The following is a 26455-nucleotide window of genomic DNA, read 5'->3' on the forward strand; positions in this document are numbered from 1 at the left end:
CGCGTCGGCCGCCGACGGGTACGCGGGCAGCCCCGCCACGGTCGCCGCGGTCGGGTGCACGGGGACGATCACGCCGGTGAACCCGCCGTCGCGCAGGTGCCCGAGCAGGGCCGCGCCGACGCCCTGGCCGGTGGTGCTGGCCCCGTACACGGCGATGCCGCGCGGGGCGAGCAGCCGGGCGATCGAGCGCGCCTCGGTGCGGTGCTCCCGGCCGCGCTGCACCTCCAGGGTGGCCTGGGTGGGGGCGATCGGGAAGCTCAGGTGCACCACGCCGTCGGCGTACTGGCGGGCGACCACGTAGCCGAAGTCGGAAAAGACCCGCAGCATCGCCCCGTTGGCCGGGAGCACCTCGGCGACGAAGTGCGCGATACTGGCGCGGCGGCCCGCGTCGGCCAGGTGCTCCAGCAGCACCGAGCCGATCCCCCGGCCCTGGTAGGCGTCCTCCACCACGAAGGCCACCTCGGCCTCGGGCGAGGCGGGACCCAGCCGCTCGTACCGGCCGACGGCGACGATCCGGTCGCCGGCCAGCACCACGAACGCCTCCCGGTCGCGGTGGTCGACGTTGACGAAGCGCTGCAGGTCCCGGTCCGGGATACGCGGGTACGGCGAGAAGTAGCGCAGGTAGCGGGTGCGCTCGGAGAAGCGCGAGTGCATCGCCACGATCGCCGCGGCGTCGTCGGGACGGATCTGTCGCAGCTGGACGGTCGTGCCGTCGCTGAGCAGCACGTCCACCGGTTGCTCGACGGTGGTCACCGGTCGGTCCTCCCCTACCGACGGATCAGTCGCGCGGATCGTGCGGATCGAGCCCGAGCAACGGGAAGACGGCCCGGCGGGTGGCCGCGATGGCGCGCCCCACCGCGTCCGGCTCACCGTTGGGCTGCCATGGCTGGTACGTCGGGTCGACGTCGTCGGTCATCCGCAACGGGATCTCGTGGCCGGGTCGCCGCTTCGCCGCCAACTCCCGCCAGCCGGGCGGGGTGAGCGTGGCCGGGTCCAACGGCTCGCCGGTGGCCACGGCGAGCAGGTGCGTCCAGGCCCGGGGCACCACCTCGACCAGCGCGTACCCGCCGCCGCCGGTGGCCACCCAGCGGCCGTCACACAACTCGTCGGCGAGCGCCCGCAGCGCGAGGTAGGTCGCCCGCTGCCCGTCCACGGACAGGTGCAGGTCGGCCAGGGGGTCGGCCTTGTGGCCGTCCGCCCCGCACTGGCTGACCAGGATCTGGGGCCGGAACGCCCGCAGCACCGACGGCACGATCGCGTGGAAGGCGCGCTGCCAGCCGGCGTCGCCGACGCCCGGCGGGAGCGGAACGTTGACCGCGCTCCCCTCGGCACCCGGCCCGCCGGTCTCGTCCGGGAACCCGGTGCCGGGGAAGAGCGCCAGCGGGGTCTCGTGCAGGCTGACCGTGAGCACCCGCGGGTCGCGGTAGAAGATCTCCTGCACACCGTCGCCGTGGTGCACGTCCACGTCCACGTACGCGATCCGCTCCGCGCCGAGGTCGAGCAGGCGGGCGATGGCCACCGCCGGGTCGTTGTAGACGCAGAACCCGGCGGCCCGGGCCGGCATGGCGTGGTGCAGCCCGCCGGCCACGTTGACCGCCCGCCGGGCCTCCCCGCGCCACACCGCCTCGGCGGCGGCCACGCTCGCCCCGGCGACCAGCGCGCTGGACTCGTGCATGCCGTCGAAGACGGGGTTGTCCGAGGTGCCCAGCCCGAAGCCGGCGAAGAGCGGATCCCGGGGCGCGGACCGCACCGCGTCCAGGTAGCGCGGGTCGTGCACCCGGGTCAGCAACGCGTCGTCGGCCGGCTCGGGCTTGACCAGCCGCACCCCGGGCCGGTCCAGCACCCCCAACTCGCGGGCGAGCGCCATGGTCAGCGCGACCCGCACCGGGTCCAGCGGATGGTCACCCATGTCGTAGGCGAGCAGGGCCTCGTCCCACACCACCACCGTGTCGTCGGCCATGGCGCCATCGTCGCACGTGCGGTGGTCCGAGCCCACCGCACGCCCTGCTCAGGGCATGGGTGTCTGGCCGGTGGCCACCGGCCGGTCCGGGTCGGCGACCCAGTTGCTCCATGAGCCGACGTACAGGGCGGCATCCGGCCGGCCGGCCAGGTGCAGCGCCAGCACCGCCTGCGCGGCGGTCACCCCGGAGCCGCAGTACGCCCCGACCGGCGCGCCCTCGGCCACGCCGGCGGCGGCGAACCGCTCCCGCAGCGCCTCTGCGGCGGGGAAGCGGCCGTCGGCGACGTACTCCGGGGCGGGCAGGTTGACCGCGCCCGGCACGTGTCCGGCGACCGGGTCGATCGGCTCGGTCTCGCCCCGGTAGCGGGGGGCGGCCCGCACGTCGAGCAGTACTCCGGCGTCGGCGGCGGCCAGCCGGGCGGCCTCGGCGGCGTCGAGCACCGGCAGCGCGCCCGGGGCGACGGTGACGTCCCCCGGCGTGGGCGTGGGCATCTCGGTGGACACGGGCAGGCCGGCGGCGAACCAGGCGGGGTAGCCGCCGTGCAGCACCCGGACCGGCCGGTGGCCGGCCCAGCGCAGGGTCCACCAGGCGCGGGCGGCGGACATGCCGTCCCCGCCGTCGTACACCACGACGGGGTGACCGGCCCGGACCCCGGCGGCGCGTAGCGCCGCCTGGAGCGCGGCCGGGTCGGGCAGCGGGTGTCGGCCGGCGGCGCCGGGGCGGCCGCAGAGTTCCGTGTCCAGGTCGACGAAGACGGCGCCGGGCAGGTGGCCGGCGGTGTAGTCGTCCCGGCCGGGTGGCCCGACCAGCCGCCAGCGGACGTCGAGCAGGGTGGGCGGGTCGGCGCGGTCGAGTTCGGTGGCGAGCCGGTCGGGCTCGACCAGCAGGTCATCGGTTCCGGACATGCGGTCCAGTCAACACCATCCGGGCACCGACCTCGCGGTTCGCGGTCGGTCGATCGTCGGGGGTCCGGGGTAGCATCGACCACCGGGAGGCCGCTGACGTGAAGCATGACCTGGTCGATACGACCGAGATGTACCTGCGCACCATCCTCGAACTGGAGGAAGAGGGGGTGCCGCCGCTGCGCGCCCGGATCGCGGAGCGGCTCAAGCAGAGCGGTCCCACCGTCAGCCAGACCGTCGCCCGCATGGAGCGGGACGGCCTGCTCACCGTCGAGGGCGACCGGCACCTGTCGCTCACCTCGTTGGGCCGCAACACCGCCGTTTCGGTCATGCGCAAGCACCGGCTGGCCGAGCTGCTGCTGGTGAACGTGATCGGGATGCCCTACGAGGAGGCCCACGACGAGGCCTGCCGGTGGGAGCACGTGATGAGCGACGCGGTCGAGAAGCGGGTCTACGACCTGCTCAACCGCCCGACCCGCTCGCCCTACGGCAACCCGATCCCGGGCCTGGAGGAGCTGGGCGAGCCCGGCGCGACCGAGGCCGACACGGCCGACGGTGAGCGCAACCTGGCCTTCCCCGGCCTCTCCGGCCCGGTCGTGGTCCGCCGGATCTGCGAGAGCGTGCAGACCGACGCGGACGTGCTGCGGCAGCTGCACGCGGCCGGCGTCGACCCGGGCGCCACGGTGACCGTGGCCCAGGAGCGCGACGGCGTGTCGATCGACCGCTCCGGCGACCGGATCCGGCTGCCCCGCGAGGTCGCGTCCCGGGTGTTCGTCGCGGCCCGCTGACCCGTCGGTCAGAGCTTGCGGGTGTCCAGGGCCTTCGCCAGGTCGACCAGCTTCGGAGCCAGCTTGTCCGCCTCGGCGGTGGCGGTGCCGGCCGGGCAGGCCCAGTGCAGGGTGACCAGCCGGCCCTCGGTGGCCAGCCAGCCCACCTCGGCCGCCGGTCCGGCCTTGCCGCTCTTCGGCACCGTCCGCCGGTAGGCGATCTTCCCCAGCTTGGTGATCTTCTTCGCCCCTCGGGGCAGCACGTCCATGGTGAAGGTGGACGTGTCGATCGACGTGTCGGTGACGGTGAGGGTCAACTCCGGCAGCAGGGCCTGCTCGGCGCGGACCACGCAGGTGTGCGTGTCGCCCTTGTCCACCGCGGCGGCCACATCGAACGTCCCGCCGGTGTGCTTGGCGATCACCGCGAAGTCGAGCAGCCGGCACGCCCCGCCCGAGGAGGCCGCCGCCACCGGCACCGTCACCGGTTCCGCCGCCGGCACCGCCACCGGGTGCTTCTCCGCGGCGCAACCGGCGGTCAGCAGTACGGCCGAAACGGCGAGCCAGGTCCGGGCGTGCACGTGGAGACCTCCGCAGTCGTCGGCGGGTCCCCGCCGGATGTCCGTCGGACACCGTACGGGCAACCCCGCCGCCGCGAAAGACCGGGACGGACCTCGCACCGCGGCCGCTGCTTTCGAGGCCGGATTGCGGCAGGTCGCGCGCTCCCGGGAGAGCACGGGTTGCCGCAATTCGGGTCGGCCGAGTCGGCTCAGCCGTGCCGGGCGAAGGCGTCCACGATTTCCGCTCGTCCGGCGCCGGCAGCCAGCAGGAGCCGGAGCAGCACCTTCGCCTTGTACGGGTCGAGCAACCCGCCCCAGATCAGGCCGCGCCGCCGCAGGTCGGTCTCCGAGCCGACCGCCCCGTACGTGTGCCGCAGCACCGACCCGGCCCCGGTCCGCGAGGTGAGCACCACCGGCATCCGCGCGGCGACGGCCTCCAGCACCGGGGCGAACGCCGGTGGCACGTGCCCGACCCCGAAGCCGGCCACGACGAGGCCGTCCCGGTCGCGGGCGAGCAGGTCGAGCACCGCGGGGTCGTCGTCGAGGGTGACAGTGTGCAGGGCGACCCGGGTGGCGGTGAGCCGGTCCGCGTCCGGCGGTGGCAGCGGGGCGTGCCGGGGCGGCCGGGTGAGCAGGCGTACCTCCCCCTCGATCACGTGGCCGAGCGGCCCGGCGTTGGGCGAGGCGAAGGTGGCCGTACTGGTGCTGTGGGTCTTGCGGACGAACCGGGCTGCGTGGATCTCGTCGTTGAACGCGACCAGGACGCCGAGGTCGCGCGCGGCCGGCGCGGCGGCGACCCGGGCGGCGGCGAGCAGGTTCGCCGGGCCGTCCGGCCCGGCCAGGGTGGGGTTGCGCATCGCGCCGGTGAGCACCAGCGGCGCCGGGTGCGGCCAGACCAGGTCGGCCAGGTAGGCGGTCTCCTCCAGGGTGTCGGTGCCCTGGGTGACCACCACGCCGGTCGCCCCGTCGGCCACCGCCGCGCCCGCCGCGTCGACCAGGTCCAGGATCTGCGGGTACGTCAGGGCGGCGCTGGGCACCGCCTCGACATCCCGGACGTCGAGCGGGATCGCGGCGAGCCCGGGTACGGCTGCGGTGAGGTCGGCGCCGGTGAGCCGGCTGACCACTCCCCCGACACCCGTCCCGGCCATGGCGATGGTGCCGCCGAGGGTGAACAGGGCGACGCTCACGCCGCCTCCACTGTGCCGGCCGGCCGGGTGGCCAGCAGGAACGCCTGCGGTCCCCGGTCGACGCCCTCCGGCTCGCGGACCAGCGTGGCGTGCACGGCCAGCCCGGCCGCGGTGAGCTGCTCGGCCAGCCGCTCCGGGGGCAGCCAGTGCACGTCGTACGCGACCCGGTGGCCGTACGCCTCCTGCAGGCGGATCCGCCGGTCACCGGCCTTGACCGCGAGCAGCAGATGACCGCCGGGGGCGAGCACCCGGTGGAACTCGGCGAACACCCCGGGCAGCAGCTCGGGCGGCAGGTGGATGATCGAGTACCAGGCGACCAGCCCGGCGAGCCCGGCGTCGGGGGCCGCCAGGTCGGTCATCGACCCGACCTCGAAGCGCAGCTCCGGGTACGCGCCGCGGGCCACCTCGATCATCCCGGGCGACAGGTCGACGCCGACGATGTCCAGTCCGAGCCCGTGCAGGTGGGCGGTGACCCGGCCGGTCCCGCAGCCCACCTCCAGCACCGGCCGGCCGGGCCCGACCAGCTCGGCGAAGGCGGTCAGCATGCCCCGGTCGAGCGGGCCCTCCACCACCTCGGGCAGCAGTCGGGCGTAGTCCACCGCTACGGTGTCGTACGCGGCGCGGGTCTCGGTCAGCCAGCCCGGTTCGATCATGAACGTCGACCCTAGTCGCCGGCCGGGCCTGCCGCGCCCCGCCACCCGCTCCCGCGGCAGTTTCGGTAGCCAGGCCGTGCCGGCAGGATGGCAGATCGACACCAGCGGCAAGGCGTACCGGGTCTTCCTCGCGCCCGTCCGGTGTGCCGGCGGCGCCCGCGCCGGGACACCCGGAAGAATTTTCCGGGCCGGTTGTCGAATCCGGCCGACACCGCTCGTCGGGATGGCAAGAAGGTGGAACACACCGAACAGAGGAGAGCCTGATGGCCCAGTACGCAGTCCTGATCTACTCGCCCGCGCCGGCCGACCCGATGGAGATCACGCCCGACTACCTGGCGCTGCTCGACCGGTACCCGGCCCAGGTCGAGGAGCTGGGCGGGAAGATCGTCACGGGGTTCGCGCTCCAGCCCAGCACCACCGCCACGGCGATCCGTGGCGACCTGGTCACCGACGGCCCGTTCATCGAGGCGAAGGAGGTCGTCGCCGGGTTCTTCATCCTGGAGGCGCCCGACCTGGACGTCGCGCTGAAGATCGCCAAGCTGAACCCGGCCACCATCGACGGCGGCGTCGAGGTCCGGCCGCTCTTCACGCCCCCGGCCGAGTGAGCGACGCCGGTACGGCCGCGGCCGAACGGGCCGTGGCGGACGCGCACCGTCGCGAGTGGGCCTTCGTGCTCGCCGCGACGGCGCGCGTCGCCGGTGACCTGGACGTGGCCGAGGAGTGCGTGCAGGACGCGTACCTGGCCGCGCTGGCGGCCTGGGCGCGCGACGGCGTACCGGACAAGCCCGGCGCGTGGCTGACCGCCACCGCGAAGCGCAAGGCCCTCGACGTGCTGCGTCGCGAGAAGGTGTTCCGGTCGAAGATGCCGCTGCTGGTGGAGCCGGTGGAAGCGGCCGAGCCGGACGAGCCCGGGGAGGACGCGGTGCCCGACGACCGACTGCGCCTGGTGTTCACCTGCTGCCACCCGGCGCTGGCTCGCGAGGCGCAGGTGGCGCTGACCCTGCGCCTGGTCTGCGGGGTGGCTACCGGCGACATCGCCCGCGCCTTCCTGGTCTCCGAAACCACGATGGCGGCCCGGGTCACCCGGGCCAAGAAGAAGATCGCCGCGGCGCGGATCCCCTACCGGGTGCCGGAGGCCGCCGAACTGCCGGAGCGGCTGGACGCGGTGCTGACCGTGATCCACCTGCTCTTCACCACCGGGCACACCGCGCCGACCGGCGCCGACCTGGTCCGCGTCGACCTGGTGGACCGGGCCGTACACCTGACCCGGATGCTGCTGGCGCTGATGCCCGACGAGCCGGAGGTACGCGGGCTGCTCGCGCTGCTGCTGCTCACCGACGCCCGCCGGGCCACCCGCGCCGACGCCGAGGGCCGGCTGCTCACGCTGGAGCAGCAGGACCGCTCGGCCTGGGACCGGACGGCCATCGTCGAGGGCAACGCGCTGGTGCTGGGCGCGTTCCGGACCGGCCGGGTCGGCCGGTACGCGCTCCAGGCCGCCATCGCCTCGCTGCACGCCGTCGCACCCAGCTATGCCGCCACCGACTGGCCGCAGATCGTCCGCCTCTACGACGAACTGCTCAAACGCTGGCCGTCCCCGGTGGTCGCGCTGAACCGGGCGGTGGCGGTGTCGATGGTGGACGGCCCGACGGCCGCCCTGGCCGAGGTCGACGCCCTGGCGGCCGACCCCCGCTTGGCCGGCTACCACTACCTCCCGGCGATCCGCGCCGACCTGCTCCGCCGCCTCGACCGGCCCGAGGCGGCGGCGGAGGCGTACCGGACGGCGCTAGACCTCGTCGACAACGACGCCGAACGCGCCTTCCTCACCGCCCGCCTCACGGAGACCACGCGTTGATCATGGTGGTGTGCCCGATCGCCCGGGGCCGCGGAACAGGGGTCACGCGAACCAGGTGATGGCCTGGCCGTGCCCCCGGGTCCAGGCCAGCGGCCTCCCATCCAGGGCGAGCACGTTGTGGAACGCCCCGCCCGGCTGCTCCGGCAACGCGGCGTGGGACAGCACATCCGGGTCCTCGTTCGCTATCCAGTGCCCGGGCAGCGTCCGGACCAGCTCGACGAACGCGTCCCGTCGGGGTGCGGGCACCTGATACAGCACCGAGGTGTGGAACACCACCAGGGTCGCGCCGGGCGGTGCCAGCGCGGCCAGCGCCGGCAGATCGTCCACCAGATCGCCGCGAACGAGCAGCGGAGGATCGGCGGCGGCGACCTTCACCGCCGCCCGCAGCCGTTCCCGGCGGTGCGTGTGCTCCGGCCAGATGAGGGCGTCCAGCCACGCGACGTCGGCCGGGTCGGTCACGTCGAGCGGGTTCAGGTCCAGCCCGGCCCGCCACACCACCTCGGGCAGCCTGGCCGGTGGCGCAGCACCGGTGATCGCACAGTCGAGGACCGGGGCACCATCACCGAGCAGCCGGTCCCCGTAGCGGTACGCGTACCGGTCGGGGTAGAGGCAGAGGCCGGCGGAGGCGCCCACCTCCAGCAACGCGAGCGGCTGCGGCAACGCGGCGAGCACCGGGAGCAGTACGGCGCACCGCCCGGCCTCGTTCGTCTGGGTCGCCCGGGTGCGGATCTCCGCCTCGATCGCCAGCCAGTTCGCCACCGTGTAGTCGTGGAAGGCGCTCGGGCCCTCGACCGGGCCGCCGAGCAGCCGGACCACCGCGAAGAGCAGGTTCGGCTGCCGCTTGGCCGGCGGCAGCGCGTCGATCAGGGCGAGCAGCTCGTCGTCGCGGGAGACCGCCAGGGCCAGCCGCTCGTACGCGGGTGACACGCCCCGTGTCTCGCGGGTGGCGAACCCGGCGTAGCGCTCGGCGGTAGTCATCGTTCAGCCGTTCTGACTCGTGGAGCGGGCCGTCGCGCCTGGGCGACGGTCCGGCGGGCGTCCCGCCACGCGACCAGGGCTGCCCGTAAGCGGGGTGAAGCGACACGCTCCCCTCGGCGCCGGGCGCTCACCTGGTCGATCAGCCAGGCCGGGGCATCAGCCTGCCTGATGGCCGCTGTCTTGGTGAGCAGTTGTCCCGTACGCAGGGCGTGCCGGCCACGGGCCATCGAGGTGAGCCCGAGGTCGGCGAGAGCCGGGTCCCGCCACAGCCACGGACGCCGGGCGGCCCAGGCCCAGTAGCCGGTGAGTTCGGCGCGGGCCGCCGCCCGGATGTCGCCGTCGTCCATCGCCGGCAGGACGTCGCCCGGCGGCCGGCCGAAGACCGCGTACCCGTGCCGCACCAGCTCTGCCCGGGTGATCCCGGAGAGGATGCGCTGGACGAGTTGTCCGTGGGTCCAGGTCGGATGCCGCACCTGGACGTCGGGAATCGTCGCGGCGTCGACGTAGACGCAGCCCAGGTTGAGGCCGGTGCCGGTGCCCCCGTCGAGGCGACGATGCAGGGCGGCGAGCGTGGCCTGCCGGGCGGCGTCGACCGGACCGTCGGCCAGCGCGACCAGGTCGAGATCACTGATGCCCGGGAGGTAGTCACCGGTCGCCAACGACCCCGCGACCAGCAGGTCGCTGACCCAGCCGAGCGCCGCGACCTCCCTGCCGAACTCCTCGACGACGGCCGGTGCGGTCACCATGACAGTCTATGAGCCCTTCCGGGGCTTGCGTCGACGGGAAATCTCCTCCAGGTGCTGGCGCTGGTGCTGCCGGACCATCTCGTCCCAGGCTTCCTGGTCGTAGTCCGGGTCCGGCGGGATCCACTTGTGCGAGCCGTCGCTGTAGTGGAACCGCTCGTCGCCGCGCCGGATGATGCTCACCGGATCCACCCCAGGAACCGCTGGTGCAGCAGCCCGGCCGGCACCCAGGTCAGGTCCTCGGCCGCCCACACCAGGTAGGACCCCATGTAGAGGGCCAGCGAGACCGGCCCGCCCTCGAACTCCGCCCGTAACTCCCCGCGTCGCGTCGTGCAGGGCCACGGGCCGCCGCAGCCGCCGCAACTCCACAGTGGCAGGACCGGACCGTGCGTCGTCACGCCAGGCCGTCCAGAAAACGCCGGGTGGCGGCGCGAGCATGCCAGCGGGAGGCCCATTCCACCTGATAACACGGGTACGGAGCCAGCCGCGCCCACCACCACCGGCAGCCGGCGCAGAGGCCGTCGACGGGCAGGTGCACGGACAGGATCTGCTGGACCTGTTGCTCGGTCACGCCTGCTCCTCCCCCGGCCAGTGGCCGCATCGCATCGGGATGCGGTGCTGGGCGCGGCAGGGCAACTCCGCGCCGCAGCGGCAGGTCCGCCGCCAGCGCTGCCACGACCACACCGGACGGTGCCGGCGAGCCAGCGTCAGGGCGACCGCAAGCAGGTAGTCGTCGTACGACACGCGCCGACGCATGCGGCCTCCCCGCGATCCCATTCCGAACCCGCATGGGTTGTCAAGAGGTGGATGAGTGGGCACGGCACAACCGCCCGCCCCGCCCGACGGACGGCGACGAGGAACGCTGACAGCAAACCGGCGACTCTTCGCTTCGATGATCGAGCCCGGTCGGCCTTCGTCTCCAGCTTGAGCCAGTAGTCAGCGGAAAGCTGCGACGCACGCTGACAGGGACGGATCTCGCGCCGATGAATGACCCACGCGTGCCTTGGTCGGACGCTGTCGACCTGATGTCGTAGACGATTCAGCAGTGACCGGGGCCGCCCCCGTGGTGAATCGTTTGCGACATCAGCCACCGCAGCTTCCCGGAAGGCGTCGGTGGGGGCGGCGGCCGGTCGCCCGTACAGCGAAGAGGTGAGCCAGCCGAAGCCCGACTCCCCTCTCTGTGCCTATGGAACGGCGGCGCGGTGTGTCGAGGACCAGTTCTGACCTACTCGGCCTCGGCAAGGACCAGCCGTCACATCACGAGCAGCGGCACTTGATAACCCTTGTAGGCGCCTGGGTCGCAGGTGACGATGACGCCTCGCACCGCGCGGGCCTCATGCACGACGTGGCGGGTTGCCAGGTCGCCGAGCCACGTGCCGACCTCGACAGCGATATGTTGCGACAGCGGAGTGACCGTGATGCCGGCGAGCAGCAGGATGGCCTCCCACTCGCTCTCCGTGTACTGCATGGTGGTGTTGGCCTCGGCAAGCACCGTCGCCGGGATGACGAGGGTCACCTCGCCGAGTTCGACGCGGGTGAGCAGGTGGAACAGTTGCGGGTGACCCTTGTGGAGCGCGAGCAGGGCCGAGGTGTCCAGGATCCGCGGGCGGGTCATGCAGCTGCCCGGCCGCTGTCGCCGTCACCGTAGATCCGATCGGCATCGGCTTCGGCACGGGCGATCGCATGATCGACCTGGCTGGCGACGTCCTTGGTGACGCGGGGCGCGGTGGCGAAGCGCAGCGCCTGGGCAAGCCGGGTCGGGCGGTCGGGATCATCAGCGGCTGCCCGCCGGGCGGCATCGCGAATGTCGTGCAGGTCATCAAGCTGTTGCTGCGCCCACCAGCGCAGGTTGTCACTGTTACCGCGATCGTCGCGGACGCCGGTGAGGAAGTCGGCAATCTCGGACACGACCAGGTTCACACCACCATCGAAGGGGACACGCGGGGGCACGCTGGGCACCGGGTCACCGTGCTGCGGGTCGTGAGCTGAGGCCATGACCCGCATGCTACCGCCGGCCGCCGCTCCGTACGGGTAGCCGCCGTCCACGTCCACCGTGCGCCGCTGCCCCGACCTCGATTCGAGGTCGGGGCAGCGGGCCAGTTCCTCGAGCGTCAGCTGCAGCCGCTGGTGGAGCCGCAGCCCTCGCAGACGTAGCAGCTACCGGCCGGCCGCATCTTCGTACCGCAGGTGAAGCAGAGCGGCGCGTCCGCGGCCTTGCCGATCACGGCCTCCAGCAGCTCGGTGCTGGAGCCGACCGACGGCGCCGGCTTGGCGGCGACGACCTCGGCGACCTCCTGCGCCGGCTGGGCGACCGGGCCGATCTTGGCCTCGGGCACCTCGACCGGGGCGGAGGCGGCCATCGCGGTGAGGTCCGCACCGCTCGCCTCCGCCTCCGCCTCGGCCTGGAGCTGGGCGGCCCGCTCCTTGGCGGTGAAGATGCCCAGCTCCGCGCGGCGCTCGTACGGCAGGAAGTCCAGCGCCAGGCGACGGAAGATGTAGTCCATCACCGATGCCGCCATCCGCACGTCCGGGTCGTCGGTCATGCCGGCCGGCTCGAAGCGCATGTTGGTGAACTTGCTGACGTACGTCTCCAGCGGGACGCCGTACTGGAGACCGATGGAGATGGCCACCGAGAAGGCGTCCATCACGCCGGCCAGGGTCGAGCCCTGCTTCGACATCTTGAGGAAGACCTCACCGAGGCCGTCGTCCGGGTATGACGAGGCGGTGAGGTAGCCCTCGGCGCCGCCGACAGAGAAGGAGATCGTCTCCGACGGGCGCTTCTTCGGCAGCCGCTTGCGCACCGGCCGGTACTCGACGACCTTCTCCACGACCTTCTCGACCTCGGCGGCCGGGGTCTCGGCGGCGGCCTTGTTCGACTTGGCCACCGAGAGCGGCTGGCCCACCTTGCAGTTGTCCCGGTAAATCGCCAGCGCCTTGAGGCCGAGCTTCCAGCCCTCGAAGTAGATCTTCTCGACGTCCTCGACGGTGGCCTGCTCGGGCATGTTGACCGTCTTGGAGATGGCGCCGGAGACGAACGGCTGGATCGCCGCCATCATCCGCACGTGGCCCATCGGGGCGATGGACCGCTCACCCATCGCGCAGTCGAAGACCGGGTAGTGCTCCGGCTTGAGGCCCGGGGCGTCCACCACGTGGCCGTGGTCGGCGATGTGCTCGACGATCGCCTCGACCTGCTCCTCCGGGTAGCCGAGGCTGCGCAGGGCACGCGGCACGGTCTGGTTGACGATCTGCATCGAGCCGCCGCCGACCAGCTTCTTGAACTTGACCAGCGCCAGGTCCGGCTCCACGCCGGTCGTGTCGCAGTCCATCATGAAGCCGATGGTGCCGGTCGGCGCGAGGACGCTGGCCTGCGAGTTACGCCAGCCGTTCTTGTCGCCGATCTTGTTGCCGAGCGTCCACTGCTTGGTGGCCTCGCGCTGGATGGCGGTGGCCACGGTGCCGGTCGGTTTGATGGCGTCGTTCGCGGCGGCGTGCTTGCGCATGACCCGCTTGTGCGGCTCCGCGTTGCGGGCGTAGCCGTCGTACGGGCCGACGACGCCGGCCAGCTCGGCGGAGCGGCGGTAGGCGGTGCCCGTCATCAGCGAGGTGATCGCCGCGGCGACCTCCCGGCCCTGCTCCGAGTCGTACGGCAGGCCGGAGGCCATCAGCAGCGCGCCGAGGTTGGCGTAGCCGATGCCGAGCTGCCGGTAGGCACGGCTGGTCTCGCCGATCTTCTCGGTCGGGAAGTCGGCGAAGCAGATCGAGATGTCCATCGCGGTGATGACGAACTCGACCGACTTGACGAACTTCTCCACCTCGAAGCTGCCGTCGGCGCGCATGAACTTCATCAGGTTCAGCGACGCCAGGTTGCACGAGGAGTTGTCCAGGTGCAGGTACTCCGAGCACGGGTTCGACGCGGTGATCCGCCCGGTCTCCGGGCAGGTGTGCCAGTCGTTGATGGTGTCGTCGTACTGCAGGCCGGGGTCGGCGCACTCCCAGGCCGCCTGGGAGATGCTGCGGAACAGCTTCTTGGCGTCGATCGTCTCGATGGTCTGCCCGTCGAGCCGGCCGCGCAGGTCGAAGCCGCCGCCGTTCTCCACCGCGGTCATGAACTCGTCGGAGACCCGGACCGAGTTGTTGGCGTTCTGGTACTGCACGCTGACGATGTCGGCGCCGCCCAGGTCCATGTCGAAGCCGGCGTCCCGCAGCGCGCGGATCTTGTCCTCCTCGCGCGCCTTGGTGACCACGAACTCCTGGATGTCCGGGTGGTCGACGTCAAGGATGACCATTTTGGCCGCGCGCCGGGTGGCGCCGCCGGACTTGATGGTGCCGGCGGAGGCGTCCGCGCCGCGCATGAAGCTGACCGGGCCGGAGGCGTTGCCGCCGGAGGAGAGCAGCTCCCGGGAGGAGCGGATCCGGGACAGGTTGACACCGGAGCCGGAGCCGCCCTTGAAGATCAGCCCCTCCTCCTTGTACCAGTCCAGGATCGAGTCCATCGAGTCGTCGACGGAGAGGATGAAGCAGTTGTGCACCCTCAGGTTGCCAGCCAGGAACTCGCCGCTCTCCGTCTGGATGTCGTAGACCTCCATCGCCCCGAGCGGTTCGATGCGGTCGATCTCCAGCCGCTTGACCTCGGCGGCTGGCCGGCCGGCCTTGGCGAAGCTCTCCTCGAGCTTGGCCATCTTCTCGGCGCCGATGAACCCGATGTGGGTGGCGAAGAGATCCCGGTCACCGTCGTTCTGGATCCGGACCGACCAGCAGCCCTTGCGGTCTGGGCGCGGGTCCGCCTTGTACGACACACGGGAGAAGATCCCGAACCGCAGCAACAGGCTCTGCACGCCACGGATCAGCTGCTCCGAGATCATGTCCACCGCGACGAGCGTCGAGCGCTCGCGCGCCGCGACATAGCCCTCGGCCTGGAAGATGCTGCGCAGGTACGCCGCGACGACCGGCAACGGCGCGGTGAAGAGCCGCTCCGGCACCTGCATCTCGGTGCCCCGGGTCAGCAGGTCCCACTTCTCCACGAACGGGCGCAGGCGCTCGCCGTAGAGACGGGTACGCCGGCAGTCCAGCTGATCGCTCTGAGTCACCACCGGGCGCTCCTTCCGGTGCGCGCCGGGGAACACCTCATCGAGGGCGACGGTCACCCAGTCCAGTTCGTCGTCGTTGACCGTCATCGCCTCGATCGTCAACGAACGGTTGGTGCCCTCGTCGTACTGGCCCACGAACCCATCCGATTGCAACCAACCGGCGAGCGCGGCCTCGCGGATCTCCCGCAGGTCGATCTCGCTCTCGCCGTAGGCGTACGTGCGGTGCCATTCGAGCTGGTCACCGGGCGTCAGGGTGCCGGCCTCCACCCACTGGCCCGTGCCGTTGCCCGTGCTCTTCCACACCACGTGGTCCGGCGTGACGTCGAGCAGGTAGCCCGCCTTGGTGTGCAGCCGGAGGACCTCGCGCACCCCGTTGGCCTTTACGGCGACAATCCTCGTCAGGCCTTGCCCGTCGTACACCTTGGCCCCGACCGCGTTGTCTTCGACCAGCTTGCCGATCGGGACTAGGCCGCCTGGAGTGCTGACCAGCGAGTCGTACGGTAGGCACGCGCTGACCTGCTGCGGCGACGGCGTGCCCACGTTGAACCAGACCGGCGAGTTGAAGCTGAACACCTGGTGCAGCAGCATCCAGGTCAGCTCGTGCGCGAACACCTCGGCGTCGGCCGGGGTGGCGAAGTAGCCGTACTCCTCACCGGCGGTGCGGTAGGTGTCGACCACCCGGTCGATGAGCTGCTTGAGCGACCACTCCCGCTCCGGGGTCCCCACCGCGCCCCGGAAGTACTTCGTGGTCACGATGTTGGCCGCGTTGACGGACCAGGACTCGGGGAACTCCACCCCGCGCTGCTCGAAGTTGATCGAACCGTCCCGCCAGTTCGTCATCACGACGTCGCGGCGCTCCCAGGTCACCTCGTCGTAGGGATGCACCCCCTCGGTCGTCCAGACGCGCTCGATCTTCAGCCCCGCCCCGGCCTTGTTCCGTGACTTGCTGGTCGTCACGCCCTCGCCCCCCTCGTCGGCGCGGTCACCCACCGCGCCTCGTCAACTGTCAGAAATCCGAAACTCAACTGGTCGCGCCGGCGGCCTCGGCCGCCTCGGCACCGGCGCCCTCCCGGGCGCGCGCGGCGGCCCGTAGCGTCTCGATCTCGCGCTCGAAGTCGACGAGCGAGTCGAAGGACCGGTAGACGCTGGCGAACCGCAGGTAGGCCACCTCGTCCAGGTCGCGCAGCGGCCCGAGGATGGCCAGCCCGACCTCGTGGCTGGGGATCTCGGCGGCCCCCTTGGCCCGCACGGTCTCCTCGACCTTCTGCGCCAGCAGCGCGATGGAGTCGTCGTCGACCGGCCGGCCCTGGCACGCCTTGCGCACCCCGCCGATGATCTTCGTACGGCTGAACGGCTCGGTCACCCCGCTGCGCTTGACCACCGCGAGCACCGCTTCCTCGACGGTGGTGAACCGCTTGCCGCACTCCGGGCAGGACCGCCGCCGCCGGATGAGCTGGCCGTCGTCGGCCTCCCGCGAGTCGACCACTCGAGAGTCGGCATGCCGGCAGTACGGACACCGCATCGCCTGACCTCCTTCATCGACCGCGGGCACACCGACCGGCTCCCAGGCACGCGTCACCGCGACGAAGCCATCGTTCGATGGCTGACGCCGGGTAGACGGTACGGGAGTGCGTTCGGTAGTTGAACCCAACCTGTAGGCGACTTACGCCCGTGTGACTACTACATCTAGGGGTTGACCGTATGCCGTCGCCCTAGCGAGGTCAAGTTGGCCGGCGTGTCCGGCGCGTCATCAGAATCACTCACCCGTCCCACCTGTTTCACGCGTCACCGAGGGGCCCAACGGACGGCGACCCCGGGAGTCACGCGCCACTCTCATAGAACATCCGTTCGAGAGCGACGTACCATTTACCAGAACAGGCGTTCGGAAATCCAGGATTTTGACGCGACACGCCGACAACACGTCGTACAGATGTTTGAAAATGGCCGATCTCACCTATACGGTCAACAACGACCGGATGCGGCGTGTCGCGTCGGACCGGTCGCAGCACCACCCGAGCACGCACCACGAGCCGACGAGGCACCCAGCGCCGACCAGGGAGGGACGGACGTGACCGAGGACCGGGCCAGCCGGCAGAAGAACCCGCAGCCGATCGACGGGGCGGGTGCGCCGGCGACCCGTCGACCCCGCACCGCGCGCACCCGGGCGACCCAGCCCGCCGTGCGCCCGGTCGCGCCGGTGGTCAGCAGCTTCCCCGACCCCGCCACGGTCGACCTGACCGCCCGGCAGCGCCGGATCCTGGAGTTCATCCGCACCTGGGTGGAGCGGCACGGCTACCCGCCGAGCGTGCGCGAGATCGGCGAGGCGGTCGGCCTGGTCTCCCCGTCGAGCGTCGCCTACCAGCTCAAGGAGCTGGAGAAGAAGGGCTTCCTGCGGCGCGACCCGAACCGGCCGCGGGCGGTGGACGTCCGCGCCCCCGGTGACGTTGACGACGAGGCGGCCCGCGCCCAGCGGCCCGCCCCCGCGTACGTGCCGATGCTCGGCCGGATCGCCGCCGGTGGCCCGATCCTCGCCGAGCAGGCGGTCGAGGACATCTTCCCCCTCCCCCGCGAGCTGGTGGGTGAGGGCGAGGTCTTCATGCTGCAGGTCAAGGGCGACTCGATGCTCGACGCGGCGATCTGCGACGGCGACTGGGTGGTGGTCCGGCAGCAGCCCAACGCCGAGGTCGGCGACATCGTCGCCGCCATGCTCGACGGCGAGGCGACGGTGAAGACCTACCGCCGCCGCGACGGGCACGTCTGGCTGATGCCGCAGAACCCGGCCTTCGACCCGATCCCGGGCGACGACGCCACCATCATGGGTCGCGTGGTCGCCGTGCTGCGCCGGATCTGACGCGAGTACGGGTGGCCGCCCCGGCGGGACGGTCACCCGTAGGTCCGATCAGTAGCGGTCGCCCCGGTACTCCCGGCCGCCCGACACCGGCCCGTGCTGGCCCCGGTCGTCGTAGCCAGCGCGGCCGTCGTAACCGCCACCGCGCCGGCCGCGCGGGTCACCGTGGCCCGGCTCCCGGCGCGGCGGCTCGCTGCGGCCACCGCTGTAGCTGCCACCGCCCTGCCGCGTGCCACCGCCGTAGCCGCCCCCGCCCTGGGGACGCCCGCCGTAGCCGCCGCTGCCCTGCGGCCGGCCGCCGCCCTGCTGGCCACCGCCGTAGACGCCGCCGCGACCGCCACCGTCCTGGGGATGCCCGCCGCCACGTCCGGCGCCGTCCTGCGGGCGTCCGCCGCCGTACACCCCGCCGGCTCCCGGTCGGCCGGGCCCGCCGCCGTAGCCCCCGCCGCTGCCGCCGTACACCCCGCCGCGTGCGCCGCCCGGCGGCGGTCCGGCGTCCGCCCGGTTCCCGGGCGGCGGGAAGCCGGCGCTCGCCGGGAACCCGGGCCGGTCGTCCGGCTCCGCCGGCGCCGGCCTGCGCCGGGCCCGCATGATCCCGAAGATGCCGGCCCCGACCATCAGGGCGCCGATCACGCCGACCGCCGCGATCAGGTACGTGATCTCGTTGAGGGAGAGCCCCTCGAGCCAGGACTGCTGCGCGGTCGGCTTCGACGCGGCCTTGCCTGCGTTCGGCAGCGCCTCCACGCCGGTGGTCGACGGGACGTAGCTGAGGATCTCGACCGGCTCGGTGTCGTCTAGCAGGCCGACGTCGGAGACCGTGACGAAGCTCTTGCCGTCCGGGGTGTACGAGATCGCCTCACCGAACACGTCGGCGAGCGGGGTCACCCGCGGCGTGCCCTTCAGCGCCCCGACGATGTCGCCGTTGGCGACGTCGTACTCGAAGGCGTCGGCGTAGGTGCGCAGGACCACCTTGCTGCCGTCGGGCGAGCGGGCCGCGCCGGTGATGGTCATCCGGCCGGGCGCGCCCAGCTTGTTGTCGGTGTTCGTCTTGGGGACGGTGACCTCGCCGACCTTCTCCATCGGCACCGGCGGGGTGTCACCCGACTTCAGCGCGGCCGTCGGCTTGAAGATCTCCGCCTTGCCCGACGGGTCCTTGGTGATGATCAGCGGCAGGTTGTCGTCCCCGACGAGCAGCGCCTCGGCGTCGTGCGGCTTCTGCTCCGGGTACGACAGCCGGTGCAGCACCGGCTTCTTCTTCCCACTCAGCGGCATGGTCCAGACGGCGATCCGCTCCCGGCGGGTCTTGCTGGTCGCGTTGTCCCCGATGTCGCCGATCCACAGCGTCTGCTTGTCCGGCGCGAGGGCCAGGTCCTCGGTGTCGTACGGCCCGGCCCCGGAGTAGGAGACGGGCTCCTTCGCGAGGTCGCACTTGGTGTCGAGGTAGAAGACCTTCTTGTGGCTGGGGTCGTCGCTGCCGTCGTCGATCACGACGTAACCGGTGCTGGTGGCCACCAGTCCAGACAGCTCACGCAGCCGCTTGTCTTCGACGGTGCACTTCTTCTTGGGAGCCGCAGCCTGCACGGGGGCTGCCGCGGCGGGAGCCGCCGCGGCGAGCCCGGCAGGTGCCACGACCGCGCCGATCAGGCCCAGCGCGATCGTGACCGAGGAGACAGCGTGCCGCATGGCGCCAAGTGTCGCACGGCACGGGTTTCGGGCGGGTGACGCCGGACGGCTCAGCCGCCGACGCCGACCCGCTCGTCCGTGGTGAGCCGGTCGCCCGCCCGGTACGGCGCCAGCTCGGCGGCGAGCGCCTGGCCGACGCGTACGTGCAGCAGGGTGCCCTCGGGCAGGTGGGCGGTGCTCAGCACCTCGCCCTGCCGGTGCACCCGGGCCACCAGGTCACCCCGGTCGTACGGGAGCACCGCGCGGACCTCGACCGCCGGCCGGGGCAGCCGCTGCTCGATCGCCTCGCGCAGCCCGTCCAGCCCGCGCCCGCTGTGCGCGGAGACGAGGACCGCCTCGGGCCAGAGCCGCTTGAGCCGCAGCAGCGTCTCCTCGTCGGTCGCGTCGGTCTTGTTGACCACCAGCAGCTCCGGCAGCCGGTCGGCGCCCACCTCGGCGAGCACCTCGCGGACCGCCCGGACCTGCTCCTCCGGGTCCGGGTGGGTGCCGTCGACCACGTGCACCACCAGGTCGGCGTCGGCGATCTCCTCCAGCGTCGAGCGGAACGCCTCGACGATCTGGTGCGGCAGGTGCCGGACGAACCCGACCGTGTCGGAGAGGGTGTAGAGCCGCCCGTCGGAGGTGGTGGCCTTGCGGGTGGTCGGGTCCAGGGTGGCGAACAGCGCGTTCTCCACCAGCACGCCCGCCCCGGTCAGGCGGTTGAGCAGGCTGGACTTGCCGGCGTTGGTGTAGCCGGCGATCGCCACCGCGGGCACCGCGTTGCGGGAACGGCGGGCACGCTTGGTGTGCCGTACCGTGGTCATGCTCTTGATCTCGCGACGCAGCTTCGCGATCCGGTGTCGGATCCGGCGCCGGTCGGTCTCGAGCTTGGTCTCACCCGGGCCGCGCAGACCCACGCCGCCGCCGGCGCCGCCGCCACGGCCGCTACCACCGGTCTGCCGGGAGAGGGTCTCACCCCAACCGCGCAGCCGCGGCAGCAGGTATTCCAGCTGGGCCAGCTCGACCTGCGCCTTACCTTCGCGGCTCTTGGCGTGCTGGGCGAAGATGTCGAGGATCAGGGCGGTCCGGTCGACCACCTTGACCTTGGTCCGCTGCTCGAGGTTGCGCAGCTGCGACGGGGAGAGCTCACCGTCGCAGATGACCGTGTCGGCCCCGGTGGAGAGCACCACCGCACCGAGGTCGTCGACCTTGCCCCGCCCGATGTACGTGGCGGGGTCGGGCCGGTTGCGCCGCTGGATCAGCCCCTCGAGCACCTGCGAGCCGGCCGTCTCGGCCAGCGCCGCCAGCTCGGTGAGGCTGTTCTCGGCGTCGTCCTGGGTCCCCTCGGTCCAGACTCCCACCAGGACGACCCGCTCCAGCCGGAGCTGACGGTACTCGACCTCGGTGATGTCCGTGAGCTCGGTGGAGAGGCCGGGGACCCGCCGCAGCGCCTGCCGCTCCGACAGCTCGAACTCGCCGGTGGTGGCTTCGAGCTCGTCGTCCTCGTGGGTGAGGTAGGTCTCCTGCTCGCGCAAACCGCGCCTCCTGTCCGTTATGTCTAATGCCGGGGTATTTCCCGTTCGTATGAGCATCCTGACATGTGCCAACACCCGACGCACCTGCTATATGCCCGTGGCGCTACTAACTGGTAGCGGGGCCGGATGGCAGCCGAGCTGGGCGGGCGAGTAGAAATGCGGATCGAGCCGCTCAGTGCTGACGGAGGAGTTTTCGTGCCCAACACCCGACTGCCGAGTGCCGGATTCTCGATCACCATCCGGATCGCGGTACCCGCGGACGCCTCCTCCATCGGTCGGTTGACCACCGCGGCGGGCGAGGCCGGCGCCATCGTCACCGCGCTGGACGTGGTCGACTCCGACCCGGCCCACGTGATCGTCGACCTCACCTGCGACACCGCCGACGCGAACCACGCCGACCAGGTGGTCGACGCGCTGACGAAGCTCGACGGGGTGGACGTCCGCAAGGTCTCCGACCGGACGTTCCTGCTACACCTCGGCGGCAAGATCGAGGTCAGCTCGAAGGTCGCGCTGCGCACCCGGGACGAGCTGTCCCGGGCGTACACCCCGGGGGTGGCCCGGGTCTGCCAGGCGATCGCCGAGAACCCGGCCGACGCGCGCCGGCTCACCATCAAGCGGAACACGGTCGCCGTGGTCAGCGACGGCTCGGCGGTGCTCGGCCTGGGCAACCTCGGGCCGGCCGCCTCGCTGCCGGTGATGGAGGGCAAGGCGGCGCTGTTCAAGCGCTTCGGCGGGGTGGACGCCTGGCCGGTGGTGCTGGACACCCAGGACACCGACGAGATCGTCTCGATCGTCAAGGCGATCGCGCCCGCGTACGGCGGGATCAACCTGGAGGACATCGCCGCGCCGCGCTGCTTCGAGATCGAGGCCCGGCTGCGCGAGGCGCTGGACATCCCGGTGTTCCACGACGACCAGCACGGCACCGCGATCTGCGTGCTGGCCGCGCTGACCAACGCGCTGCGCGTGGTGGGCAAGCAGCTGGCGGACGTCCGGGTGGTCGTGTCCGGCGCCGGCGCGGCCGGCACCGCGATCATGAAGCTGCTGCTCCGTCAGGGCGTGGGCGACATCATCGCGTACGACCGGCAGGGCGCCCTGCACCGTGGGCTGACCGACCTGAACCCGGCCTGGCAGTGGCTGGCCGAGAACACCAACAAGGAGAACTACTCCGGCGACCTGCCCGGCGCGGTGCGGGGCGCGGACGTGTTCATCGGGGTGAGCGCGCCGAACCTGCTCACCGGCGAGGACATCGCCACCATGGCCAAGGACGCGATCGTCTTCGCGCTGGCCAACCCCGACCCGGAGGTCGACCCGCGGGAGGCGCGCAAGTACGCCGCGGTGGTGGCCACCGGCCGCTCCGACCAGCCGAACCAGATCAACAACGTGCTCGCCTTCCCGGGCGTCTTCCGCGGCATGCTCGACGCGCACGCCGAGGAGTTCACCGAGGAGATGGCGATCGCGGCGGCCCGGGCCATCGCGGACGTGGTCGGCGAGGACAAGATCAACCCGACGGTGATCGTGCCGAGCGTCTTCGACTCCCGGGTGGCCCCGGCGGTCGCGGCGGCGGTCCGCGCCGCCGCGCAGAACCCGGCCGTCACCCCGCCCCCGGCCGCCGACCCGGGCCCGGCCGACCTCCCCGAGATCGCCGCCAACGCCAGCGCCACCCCCTGACCGGCACCCTCCGCTCCCCCGCACCGGCAAGGTCCAGCGATCAAGGGGTTTGCGTCGGGGAACGGCCCGGTTCCTGACGCAAACCCCTTGATCAACTCAGCCTGGGTGAAGGGCCGGGGTGCCGGGTCAGGGCAGGAGGGCGGGGAGGGTGATCTCGCCGGTGGCGACCAGGACGGCGGGGCCGGAGAGCCAGCAGGAGTCGTCGGTCACGGTCACGGTGAGGCGGCCGCCGGGGACGTCCACGGTCATGGTGCCGGTGTCCAGGCCGGCGTCGCGCAGCGCCACCGCGGCGACCGCGCAGGCGCCGGTGCCGCAGGAGAGCGTCTCGGCGGAGCCACGCTCGTAGACCCGCATCAGCACGTGCCCGTCGGTGCCCGCCACCGGCTCGCCCGGGGCGGTGAACTCGACGTTCACCCCGGACGGGAAGGCGGACGGGTCGACGTCGGGCGCCCGGGTGAGGTCGAGACCCGGCAACTCCAGCCCGGCGGGCACGGCGCAGACCAGGTGCGGGTTGCCGACGTCCACCGCCGCGCCGGTCAGAGTCAGCCCACCCAGGGTCGCGGTGGCCGTGCCGTACACCCGGGGACGCTGCATCTCGACCGCGACGTCCGTGCCTTCGATTCGCGCGCGCACGACGCCGGCCCGGGTGGCCACCGGCAGCGCCGCGGCCGCCGGGGCGGCCAGCCCCGTCTGCAGCAGGTAGCGGACGAAGACCCGGGCGCCGTTGCCGCACATCTCGGCGAGCGAGCCGTCGGAGTTCCAGTAGTCCATGAACCACTCGGCCTCGCCGGCCAGGGCGGCGCCCTCCGGGTGCTTGGCGGCGCGTACCACGCGCAGCACGCCGTCCCCGCCGATCCCGCGCCGCCGGTCGCAGAGCGCGGCGACCAGCTCGGGCGTCAGGTCGAGCGCGCCGTCCGGGTCGGGCAGGATGACGAAGTCGTTGCCGGTGCCGTGGCCCTTGGTGAACTCCACGCCCCCATCATTCCCGATGCTCGGCGACCATCCGCAGCGCAGTCGGGAGAAGATCCGGCGAGGCCGAGTCCAGCCAGTGGACCCGGGGGTCGCGGCGGAACCAGGTGCGCTGCCGGCGGACGAACCGGCGGGTGGCCCGGATCGTCTCGTCGTGCGCCTCGGCCTCCGACATCTCCCCGGCCAGGAAGCGCAGCACCTGCTGGTAGCCGAGCGCCCGGCTCGCCGTACGCCCCTCGAGCAGGCCAAGGCCGACCAGGGTCCGCGTCTCGGCGACCAGGCCGTCGGCCCACATCCGGTCCACCCGCTGCGCGATCCGCTCGTCCAGCAGCGCGGTGTCCAGGTCCACGCCGAGCTGCACCGACGGGTAGAACGGCGTCGGCTCGGGCAGGGACGCGGTGAACGGCGCCCCGGTCAGCTCGATCACCTCCAGGGCCCGGACGATCCGCCGCCCGTTGGTCGGCAGGATGCCGGCCGCCGCCACCGGGTCGGCCTCGGCCAGCCGGGCGTACAGCGGGGCCGGGCCGCCCGCCGCCAGCTCCGCCTCCAGCCGCTCCCGCACCGCCGGGTCGGTGCCGGGGAACTCGAACTGCTCCAGCACCGCCCGCACGTACAGCCCGGAGCCGCCGACCAGCAGCGGCACCTTCCCCCGGGCCAGGATGTCGTCGACCGCCGCCCGGGCCAGCTTCTGGTATTCCGCGACGCTGGCCGGCTCGGTGACCTCCCAGATGTCGAGCAGATGGTGCGGCACGCCCTCCCGCTCGGCCGGGGTCAGCTTCGCCGTGCCGACGTCCATGCCCCGGTAGAGCTGCATCGAGTCGGCGTTGACCACCTCGCCGTCGAGGGCGTGCGCGAGAGCGATGCTCAGCGCCGACTTCCCGGCCGCGGTCGGCCCGACCACGGCGATCACGGTGCCGGTCATGCGCGCGCCCAGTTCGCCACGAAGTAGGCGACGCCGTAGGGGGCCTCGTGATGGCTGAGCCGGCCGCGCCAGTCGCCGCCCGCCGCGCGTACCGCGCCGGCCAGCACCTGCCACGGCGCGCGCCCGGCCGCCTTCAGCTCGGCGGACAGCCCGGGGTCCAGGCCGAGCAGGGCCTCGGCGTCCGCGTCGGCCAGGGCCCGGGCCACCCCCTCGTCGTACGCCTCGGCGCGCGGGTCGTCGTAGCCGGGCGCCTTGGTGCCCCGGCAGGCCGACCCGTCCCCGAGCACCAGCAGCGCGGTACGCCGGTCCGCCTCGGCGGCGACCGCCGCGCCGAGGTCGGCGCACTCGGCCGGGGCGGCGTCGGCGGCGACCGCGCGGGCCAGCCGGGGCAGCTCGGTGCCGGAGCGGCCGATCAGCCAGGCCCCGATGGTCAGGCTCAGCGGCAGAACCTCAGCCCCGGAGCAGGCGATCTTCCACAACCGCACCGGCTTGTCGAGGCCGTAGCCGCGCAGCGATCCGGAGTCGGCGGCCCGGAAAGTCCGGGTCTCCGGCCCGCCACCGAGCAGCAGGATCAGCTCGGGAGCCGCGGCGAGCAGCCCGGCGACGGCGGCGTCGCAGGCGGCCCGGAGATGGTCCAGCTCACCGGCGGCGGCACCGGCGACCTCAGGGACGAGCAGGGGCGGGTGGGGGCAGACGGCGGCGGCGACCAGTGGCACGGGTCCAACCTATCCGTAACCCCCGGTGCGTCCCCGCGCCGATCCGGTCATCGAGGCGCTACGACACCGTATGGTCACGGTCGACGACAGGCGCTCGACACGGACGGGGGCGGACCTGTGACAATGCCGGGAGTAACTTTGCTGCGCCGTGGCGGCGATCGAGGGGGCAGCCCCGTCGACGCCGGGAGAACGAGGATGGGCACATGAGCGACTGGACTGCCTTCGGACGGGTGGACGCGGACGGCACCGTCTACGTCAAGACCGCCGAGGGCGAGCGGGTGGTCGGATCCTGGCAGGCGGGCGCCCCGGAGGAGGGGCTGGCCCACTTCGCCCGGCGCTTCGCCGACCTGGTTACGGAGGTGGACCTGACCGAGGCCCGGCTCAACTCGGGCGCGGCGGACGCCGGCCACTCGCTGACCACGATCCGGCGGATCCGCGCCTCGCTGGCCGAGGCGCACGTGGTCGGCGACATCGACGCGCTGGCCGCGCGCCTGGACAAGCTGGCCGGGGTGGCCGAGGAGAAGGCCGGCGAGGCCAAGGCGGCCCGGGACGCCGCCCGGGGCGAAGCGCTGGCCCGCAAGACCGCCCTGGTCGAGGAGGCCGAGAAGCTGGCCGCCGAGTCGACCGGCTGGAAGACCGCCGGGGACCGGCTCAAGGAGATCCTCGACGAGTGGAAGACCATCCGCGGGGTCGACAAGAAGACCGACGGGGAGCTGTGGAAGCGGTTCGCCGCCGCCCGTGACGCGTTCACCCGCCGCCGGGGCGCCCACTTCGCCTCGCTGGACCAGCAGCGCAAGCAGGCGCAGACGGTCAAGGAGGAGCTGGTCACCGAGGCCGAGAAGCTGAAGGACTCGTCGGACTGGGCGATCACCGCCAACCAGCTCAAGGACCTGATGACCCAGTGGAAGGCCGCTCCGCGGGCGTCCAAGGAGGCCGAGCAGAAGCTCTGGGAACGGTTCCGCGCCGCGCAGGACCACTTCTTCACCCGGCGCAGCGAGGTCTTCTCCGCCCGGGACAACGAGCAGCGGGCCAACCTGGAGCGCAAGCAGGCCCTGCTCGCCGAGGCCGAGGCACTCGACGTCGACGGCGACCCGAAGGGTGCCCAGGCGAAGCTGCGGGAGATCCAGGCGCAGTGGCACGAGGCCGGTCGGGTGCCCCGCGAGGCGGCCGCCGGGCTGGAGCGCCGGCTGCGCGTCGTGGACGACAAGGTCCGCGAGGTCATGGACTCGGCGTGGCGGCGGACCACCAAGGAGGACAGCCCGCTGCTCGCCCAGATGCGGTCGCAGGTCGCCGAGGCCGAGGAGCGGCTGACCCGCGCCCGGGCCGCCGGTGACGCCCGCCGGATCAAGGAGGCCGAGCAGGCGCTCGCCTCGAAGCGGCAGTTCCTCCAGCTGGCCGAGCAGGCCAGCTGACCCGCCCCACCCCGGCAGCCCCCGGTCCCGCCATGG

At 72.6% G+C, this 26455-nt stretch carries 26 protein-coding genes and 3 pseudogenes; 6 read left to right on the forward strand and 23 right to left on the reverse strand.

Going from position 1 to position 26455, the window contains the following annotated elements; translation table 11 throughout:
* The 3 genes from ONA70_RS19040 to ONA70_RS19050 all read right to left on the reverse strand — a co-directional run.
* Nucleotides 1-753 (reverse strand): GNAT family N-acetyltransferase (locus ONA70_RS19040; RefSeq protein WP_265007797.1); only part of this gene is annotated, 753 nt, incomplete at its 3' end.
* 25 nt (nt 754-778) lie between these two features.
* A complete protein-coding gene (locus ONA70_RS19045) occupies nt 779-1960 on the reverse strand; it encodes an acetoin utilization protein AcuC (protein WP_265007798.1) in 1182 nt (393 codons plus the stop codon).
* A gap of 48 nt (nt 1961-2008) precedes the next feature.
* Complete coding sequence (locus tag ONA70_RS19050; protein WP_265007799.1) at nt 2009-2866, reverse strand: sulfurtransferase; 858 nt, start codon at nt 2864-2866, stop codon at nt 2009-2011.
* Nucleotides 2867-2964: 98 nt separating this feature from the next.
* Between ONA70_RS19050 and ONA70_RS19055 the strand changes: the two genes are divergently transcribed.
* Nucleotides 2965-3651: a metal-dependent transcriptional regulator gene (locus tag ONA70_RS19055; protein WP_265007800.1), complete on the forward strand. Its 687-nt coding sequence runs from the start codon at nt 2965-2967 to the stop codon at nt 3649-3651.
* An 8-nt stretch (nt 3652-3659) separates the two neighbouring features.
* Here ONA70_RS19055 and ONA70_RS19060 read toward each other — a convergent pair whose 3' ends face one another.
* From ONA70_RS19060 to ONA70_RS19070, 3 genes are all read right to left on the reverse strand, one after another.
* Complete coding sequence (locus ONA70_RS19060; RefSeq protein ID WP_265007801.1) at nt 3660-4208, reverse strand: hypothetical protein; 549 nt, start codon at nt 4206-4208, stop codon at nt 3660-3662.
* A 188-nt stretch (nt 4209-4396) separates the two neighbouring features.
* Nucleotides 4397-5374 carry an asparaginase gene (locus tag ONA70_RS19065; protein ID WP_265007802.1) on the reverse strand — a complete coding sequence of 326 codons (978 nt, stop codon included), beginning with the start codon at nt 5372-5374 and terminating at the stop codon, nt 4397-4399.
* The gene (locus tag ONA70_RS19070; RefSeq protein ID WP_265007803.1) at nt 5371-6027 is read right to left on the reverse strand and encodes a class I SAM-dependent DNA methyltransferase; all 657 of its coding nucleotides are present in this window, start codon (nt 6025-6027) and stop codon (nt 5371-5373) included. Before ONA70_RS19070 ends, ONA70_RS19065 begins: the two co-directional genes overlap by 4 nt.
* A gap of 263 nt (nt 6028-6290) precedes the next feature.
* Between ONA70_RS19070 and ONA70_RS19075 the strand changes: the two genes are divergently transcribed.
* Nucleotides 6291-6632 carry a YciI family protein gene (locus tag ONA70_RS19075; RefSeq protein ID WP_123239005.1) on the forward strand — a complete coding sequence of 114 codons (342 nt, stop codon included), beginning with the start codon at nt 6291-6293 and terminating at the stop codon, nt 6630-6632.
* 65 nt (nt 6633-6697) lie between these two features.
* Nucleotides 6698-7879, forward strand: a complete 1182-nt coding sequence (locus tag ONA70_RS19080) for an RNA polymerase sigma factor (RefSeq protein ID WP_265007820.1) — start codon at nt 6698-6700, stop codon at nt 7877-7879.
* 42 nt (nt 7880-7921) lie between these two features.
* Here the strand turns inward: ONA70_RS19080 and ONA70_RS19085 are convergent, their stop codons facing one another.
* The 12 genes and pseudogenes from ONA70_RS19085 to nrdR form a co-directional block, all read right to left on the reverse strand.
* Nucleotides 7922-8857, reverse strand: a complete 936-nt coding sequence (locus ONA70_RS19085) for a DUF2332 domain-containing protein (RefSeq protein WP_265007804.1) — start codon at nt 8855-8857, stop codon at nt 7922-7924.
* Entirely contained in the window at nt 8854-9603 is a 750-nt protein-coding gene (locus tag ONA70_RS19090; RefSeq protein WP_265007805.1) for a nucleotidyltransferase domain-containing protein, read from the reverse strand. The genes ONA70_RS19085 and ONA70_RS19090 overlap by 4 nt, the downstream gene beginning before the upstream one ends.
* 6 nt (nt 9604-9609) lie before the next feature.
* On the reverse strand, nt 9610-9783 hold the full coding sequence (locus tag ONA70_RS19095) for a hypothetical protein (protein ID WP_265007806.1): 174 nt from the start codon (nt 9781-9783) through the stop codon (nt 9610-9612).
* Nucleotides 9780-9998: a hypothetical protein gene (locus ONA70_RS19100; protein ID WP_265007807.1), complete on the reverse strand. Its 219-nt coding sequence runs from the start codon at nt 9996-9998 to the stop codon at nt 9780-9782. The genes ONA70_RS19095 and ONA70_RS19100 overlap by 4 nt, the downstream gene beginning before the upstream one ends.
* On the reverse strand, nt 9995-10171 hold the full coding sequence (locus ONA70_RS19105; protein WP_265007808.1) for a hypothetical protein: 177 nt from the start codon (nt 10169-10171) through the stop codon (nt 9995-9997). Before ONA70_RS19105 ends, ONA70_RS19100 begins: the two co-directional genes overlap by 4 nt.
* Nucleotides 10168-10356: a hypothetical protein gene (locus tag ONA70_RS19110; protein WP_265007809.1), complete on the reverse strand. Its 189-nt coding sequence runs from the start codon at nt 10354-10356 to the stop codon at nt 10168-10170. Before ONA70_RS19110 ends, ONA70_RS19105 begins: the two co-directional genes overlap by 4 nt.
* Before the next feature lie 496 nt (nt 10357-10852).
* Nucleotides 10853-11215 carry a PIN domain-containing protein gene (locus tag ONA70_RS19115; RefSeq protein WP_265007810.1) on the reverse strand — a complete coding sequence of 121 codons (363 nt, stop codon included), beginning with the start codon at nt 11213-11215 and terminating at the stop codon, nt 10853-10855.
* A complete protein-coding gene (locus tag ONA70_RS19120) occupies nt 11212-11520 on the reverse strand; it encodes a hypothetical protein (RefSeq protein WP_265007811.1) in 309 nt (102 codons plus the stop codon). Before ONA70_RS19120 ends, ONA70_RS19115 begins: the two co-directional genes overlap by 4 nt.
* A 191-nt stretch (nt 11521-11711) precedes the next feature.
* A pseudogene (locus tag ONA70_RS36700) lies at nt 11712-14132 on the reverse strand (vitamin B12-dependent ribonucleotide reductase); the annotation flags it as partial.
* Between the two features lie 177 nt (nt 14133-14309).
* Nucleotides 14310-15182 (reverse strand): annotated as a pseudogene (locus ONA70_RS36705) (LAGLIDADG family homing endonuclease); the annotation flags it as partial.
* A 9-nt stretch (nt 15183-15191) separates the two neighbouring features.
* Nucleotides 15192-15677, reverse strand: a pseudogene (locus ONA70_RS36710) (vitamin B12-dependent ribonucleotide reductase); the annotation flags it as partial.
* Between the two features lie 31 nt (nt 15678-15708).
* Nucleotides 15709-16209 (reverse strand): transcriptional regulator NrdR, encoded by a 501-nt coding sequence (gene nrdR, locus ONA70_RS19130; RefSeq protein ID WP_265007813.1) that lies wholly within the window; start codon nt 16207-16209, stop codon nt 15709-15711.
* A 546-nt stretch (nt 16210-16755) separates the two neighbouring features.
* On the opposite strand from nrdR, the gene lexA reads away from it, so the two are divergent.
* A complete protein-coding gene (lexA, locus tag ONA70_RS19135) occupies nt 16756-17538 on the forward strand; it encodes a transcriptional repressor LexA (RefSeq protein WP_265007814.1) in 783 nt (260 codons plus the stop codon).
* A 48-nt stretch (nt 17539-17586) separates the two neighbouring features.
* Here lexA and ONA70_RS19140 read toward each other — a convergent pair whose 3' ends face one another.
* On the reverse strand, nt 17587-19218 hold the full coding sequence (locus ONA70_RS19140; RefSeq protein ID WP_265007815.1) for a hypothetical protein: 1632 nt from the start codon (nt 19216-19218) through the stop codon (nt 17587-17589).
* 50 nt (nt 19219-19268) lie between these two features.
* Complete coding sequence (gene hflX / locus ONA70_RS19145) at nt 19269-20732, reverse strand: GTPase HflX (protein ID WP_454557359.1); 1464 nt, start codon at nt 20730-20732, stop codon at nt 19269-19271.
* Between the two features lie 156 nt (nt 20733-20888).
* On the opposite strand from hflX, the gene ONA70_RS19150 reads away from it, so the two are divergent.
* A complete protein-coding gene (locus ONA70_RS19150; protein WP_265007822.1) occupies nt 20889-22400 on the forward strand; it encodes an NAD-dependent malic enzyme in 1512 nt (503 codons plus the stop codon).
* 126 nt (nt 22401-22526) lie between these two features.
* Here ONA70_RS19150 and dapF read toward each other — a convergent pair whose 3' ends face one another.
* From dapF to ONA70_RS19165, 3 genes are read right to left on the reverse strand one after another with little or no spacing between them, the layout of a single operon-like run.
* The gene (gene dapF / locus ONA70_RS19155) at nt 22527-23372 is read right to left on the reverse strand and encodes a diaminopimelate epimerase (protein ID WP_265007816.1); all 846 of its coding nucleotides are present in this window, start codon (nt 23370-23372) and stop codon (nt 22527-22529) included.
* A 7-nt stretch (nt 23373-23379) separates the two neighbouring features.
* Nucleotides 23380-24291 (reverse strand): tRNA (adenosine(37)-N6)-dimethylallyltransferase MiaA, encoded by a 912-nt coding sequence (miaA, locus tag ONA70_RS19160; protein WP_265007817.1) that lies wholly within the window; start codon nt 24289-24291, stop codon nt 23380-23382.
* On the reverse strand, nt 24288-25007 hold the full coding sequence (locus ONA70_RS19165) for a class III extradiol ring-cleavage dioxygenase family protein (protein WP_265007818.1): 720 nt from the start codon (nt 25005-25007) through the stop codon (nt 24288-24290). The genes miaA and ONA70_RS19165 overlap by 4 nt, the downstream gene beginning before the upstream one ends.
* Before the next feature lie 203 nt (nt 25008-25210).
* Here ONA70_RS19165 and ONA70_RS19170 point away from each other — a divergent pair, with 203 nt between their 5' ends.
* The gene (locus ONA70_RS19170) at nt 25211-26419 is read left to right on the forward strand and encodes a DUF349 domain-containing protein (RefSeq protein WP_265007819.1); all 1209 of its coding nucleotides are present in this window, start codon (nt 25211-25213) and stop codon (nt 26417-26419) included.
* Nucleotides 26420-26455 lie beyond the last annotated feature (36 nt).

This window comes from Micromonospora yasonensis (assembly GCF_026013475.1).
In the GTDB taxonomy this organism is placed as follows: domain Bacteria; phylum Actinomycetota; class Actinomycetes; order Mycobacteriales; family Micromonosporaceae; genus Micromonospora; species Micromonospora yasonensis.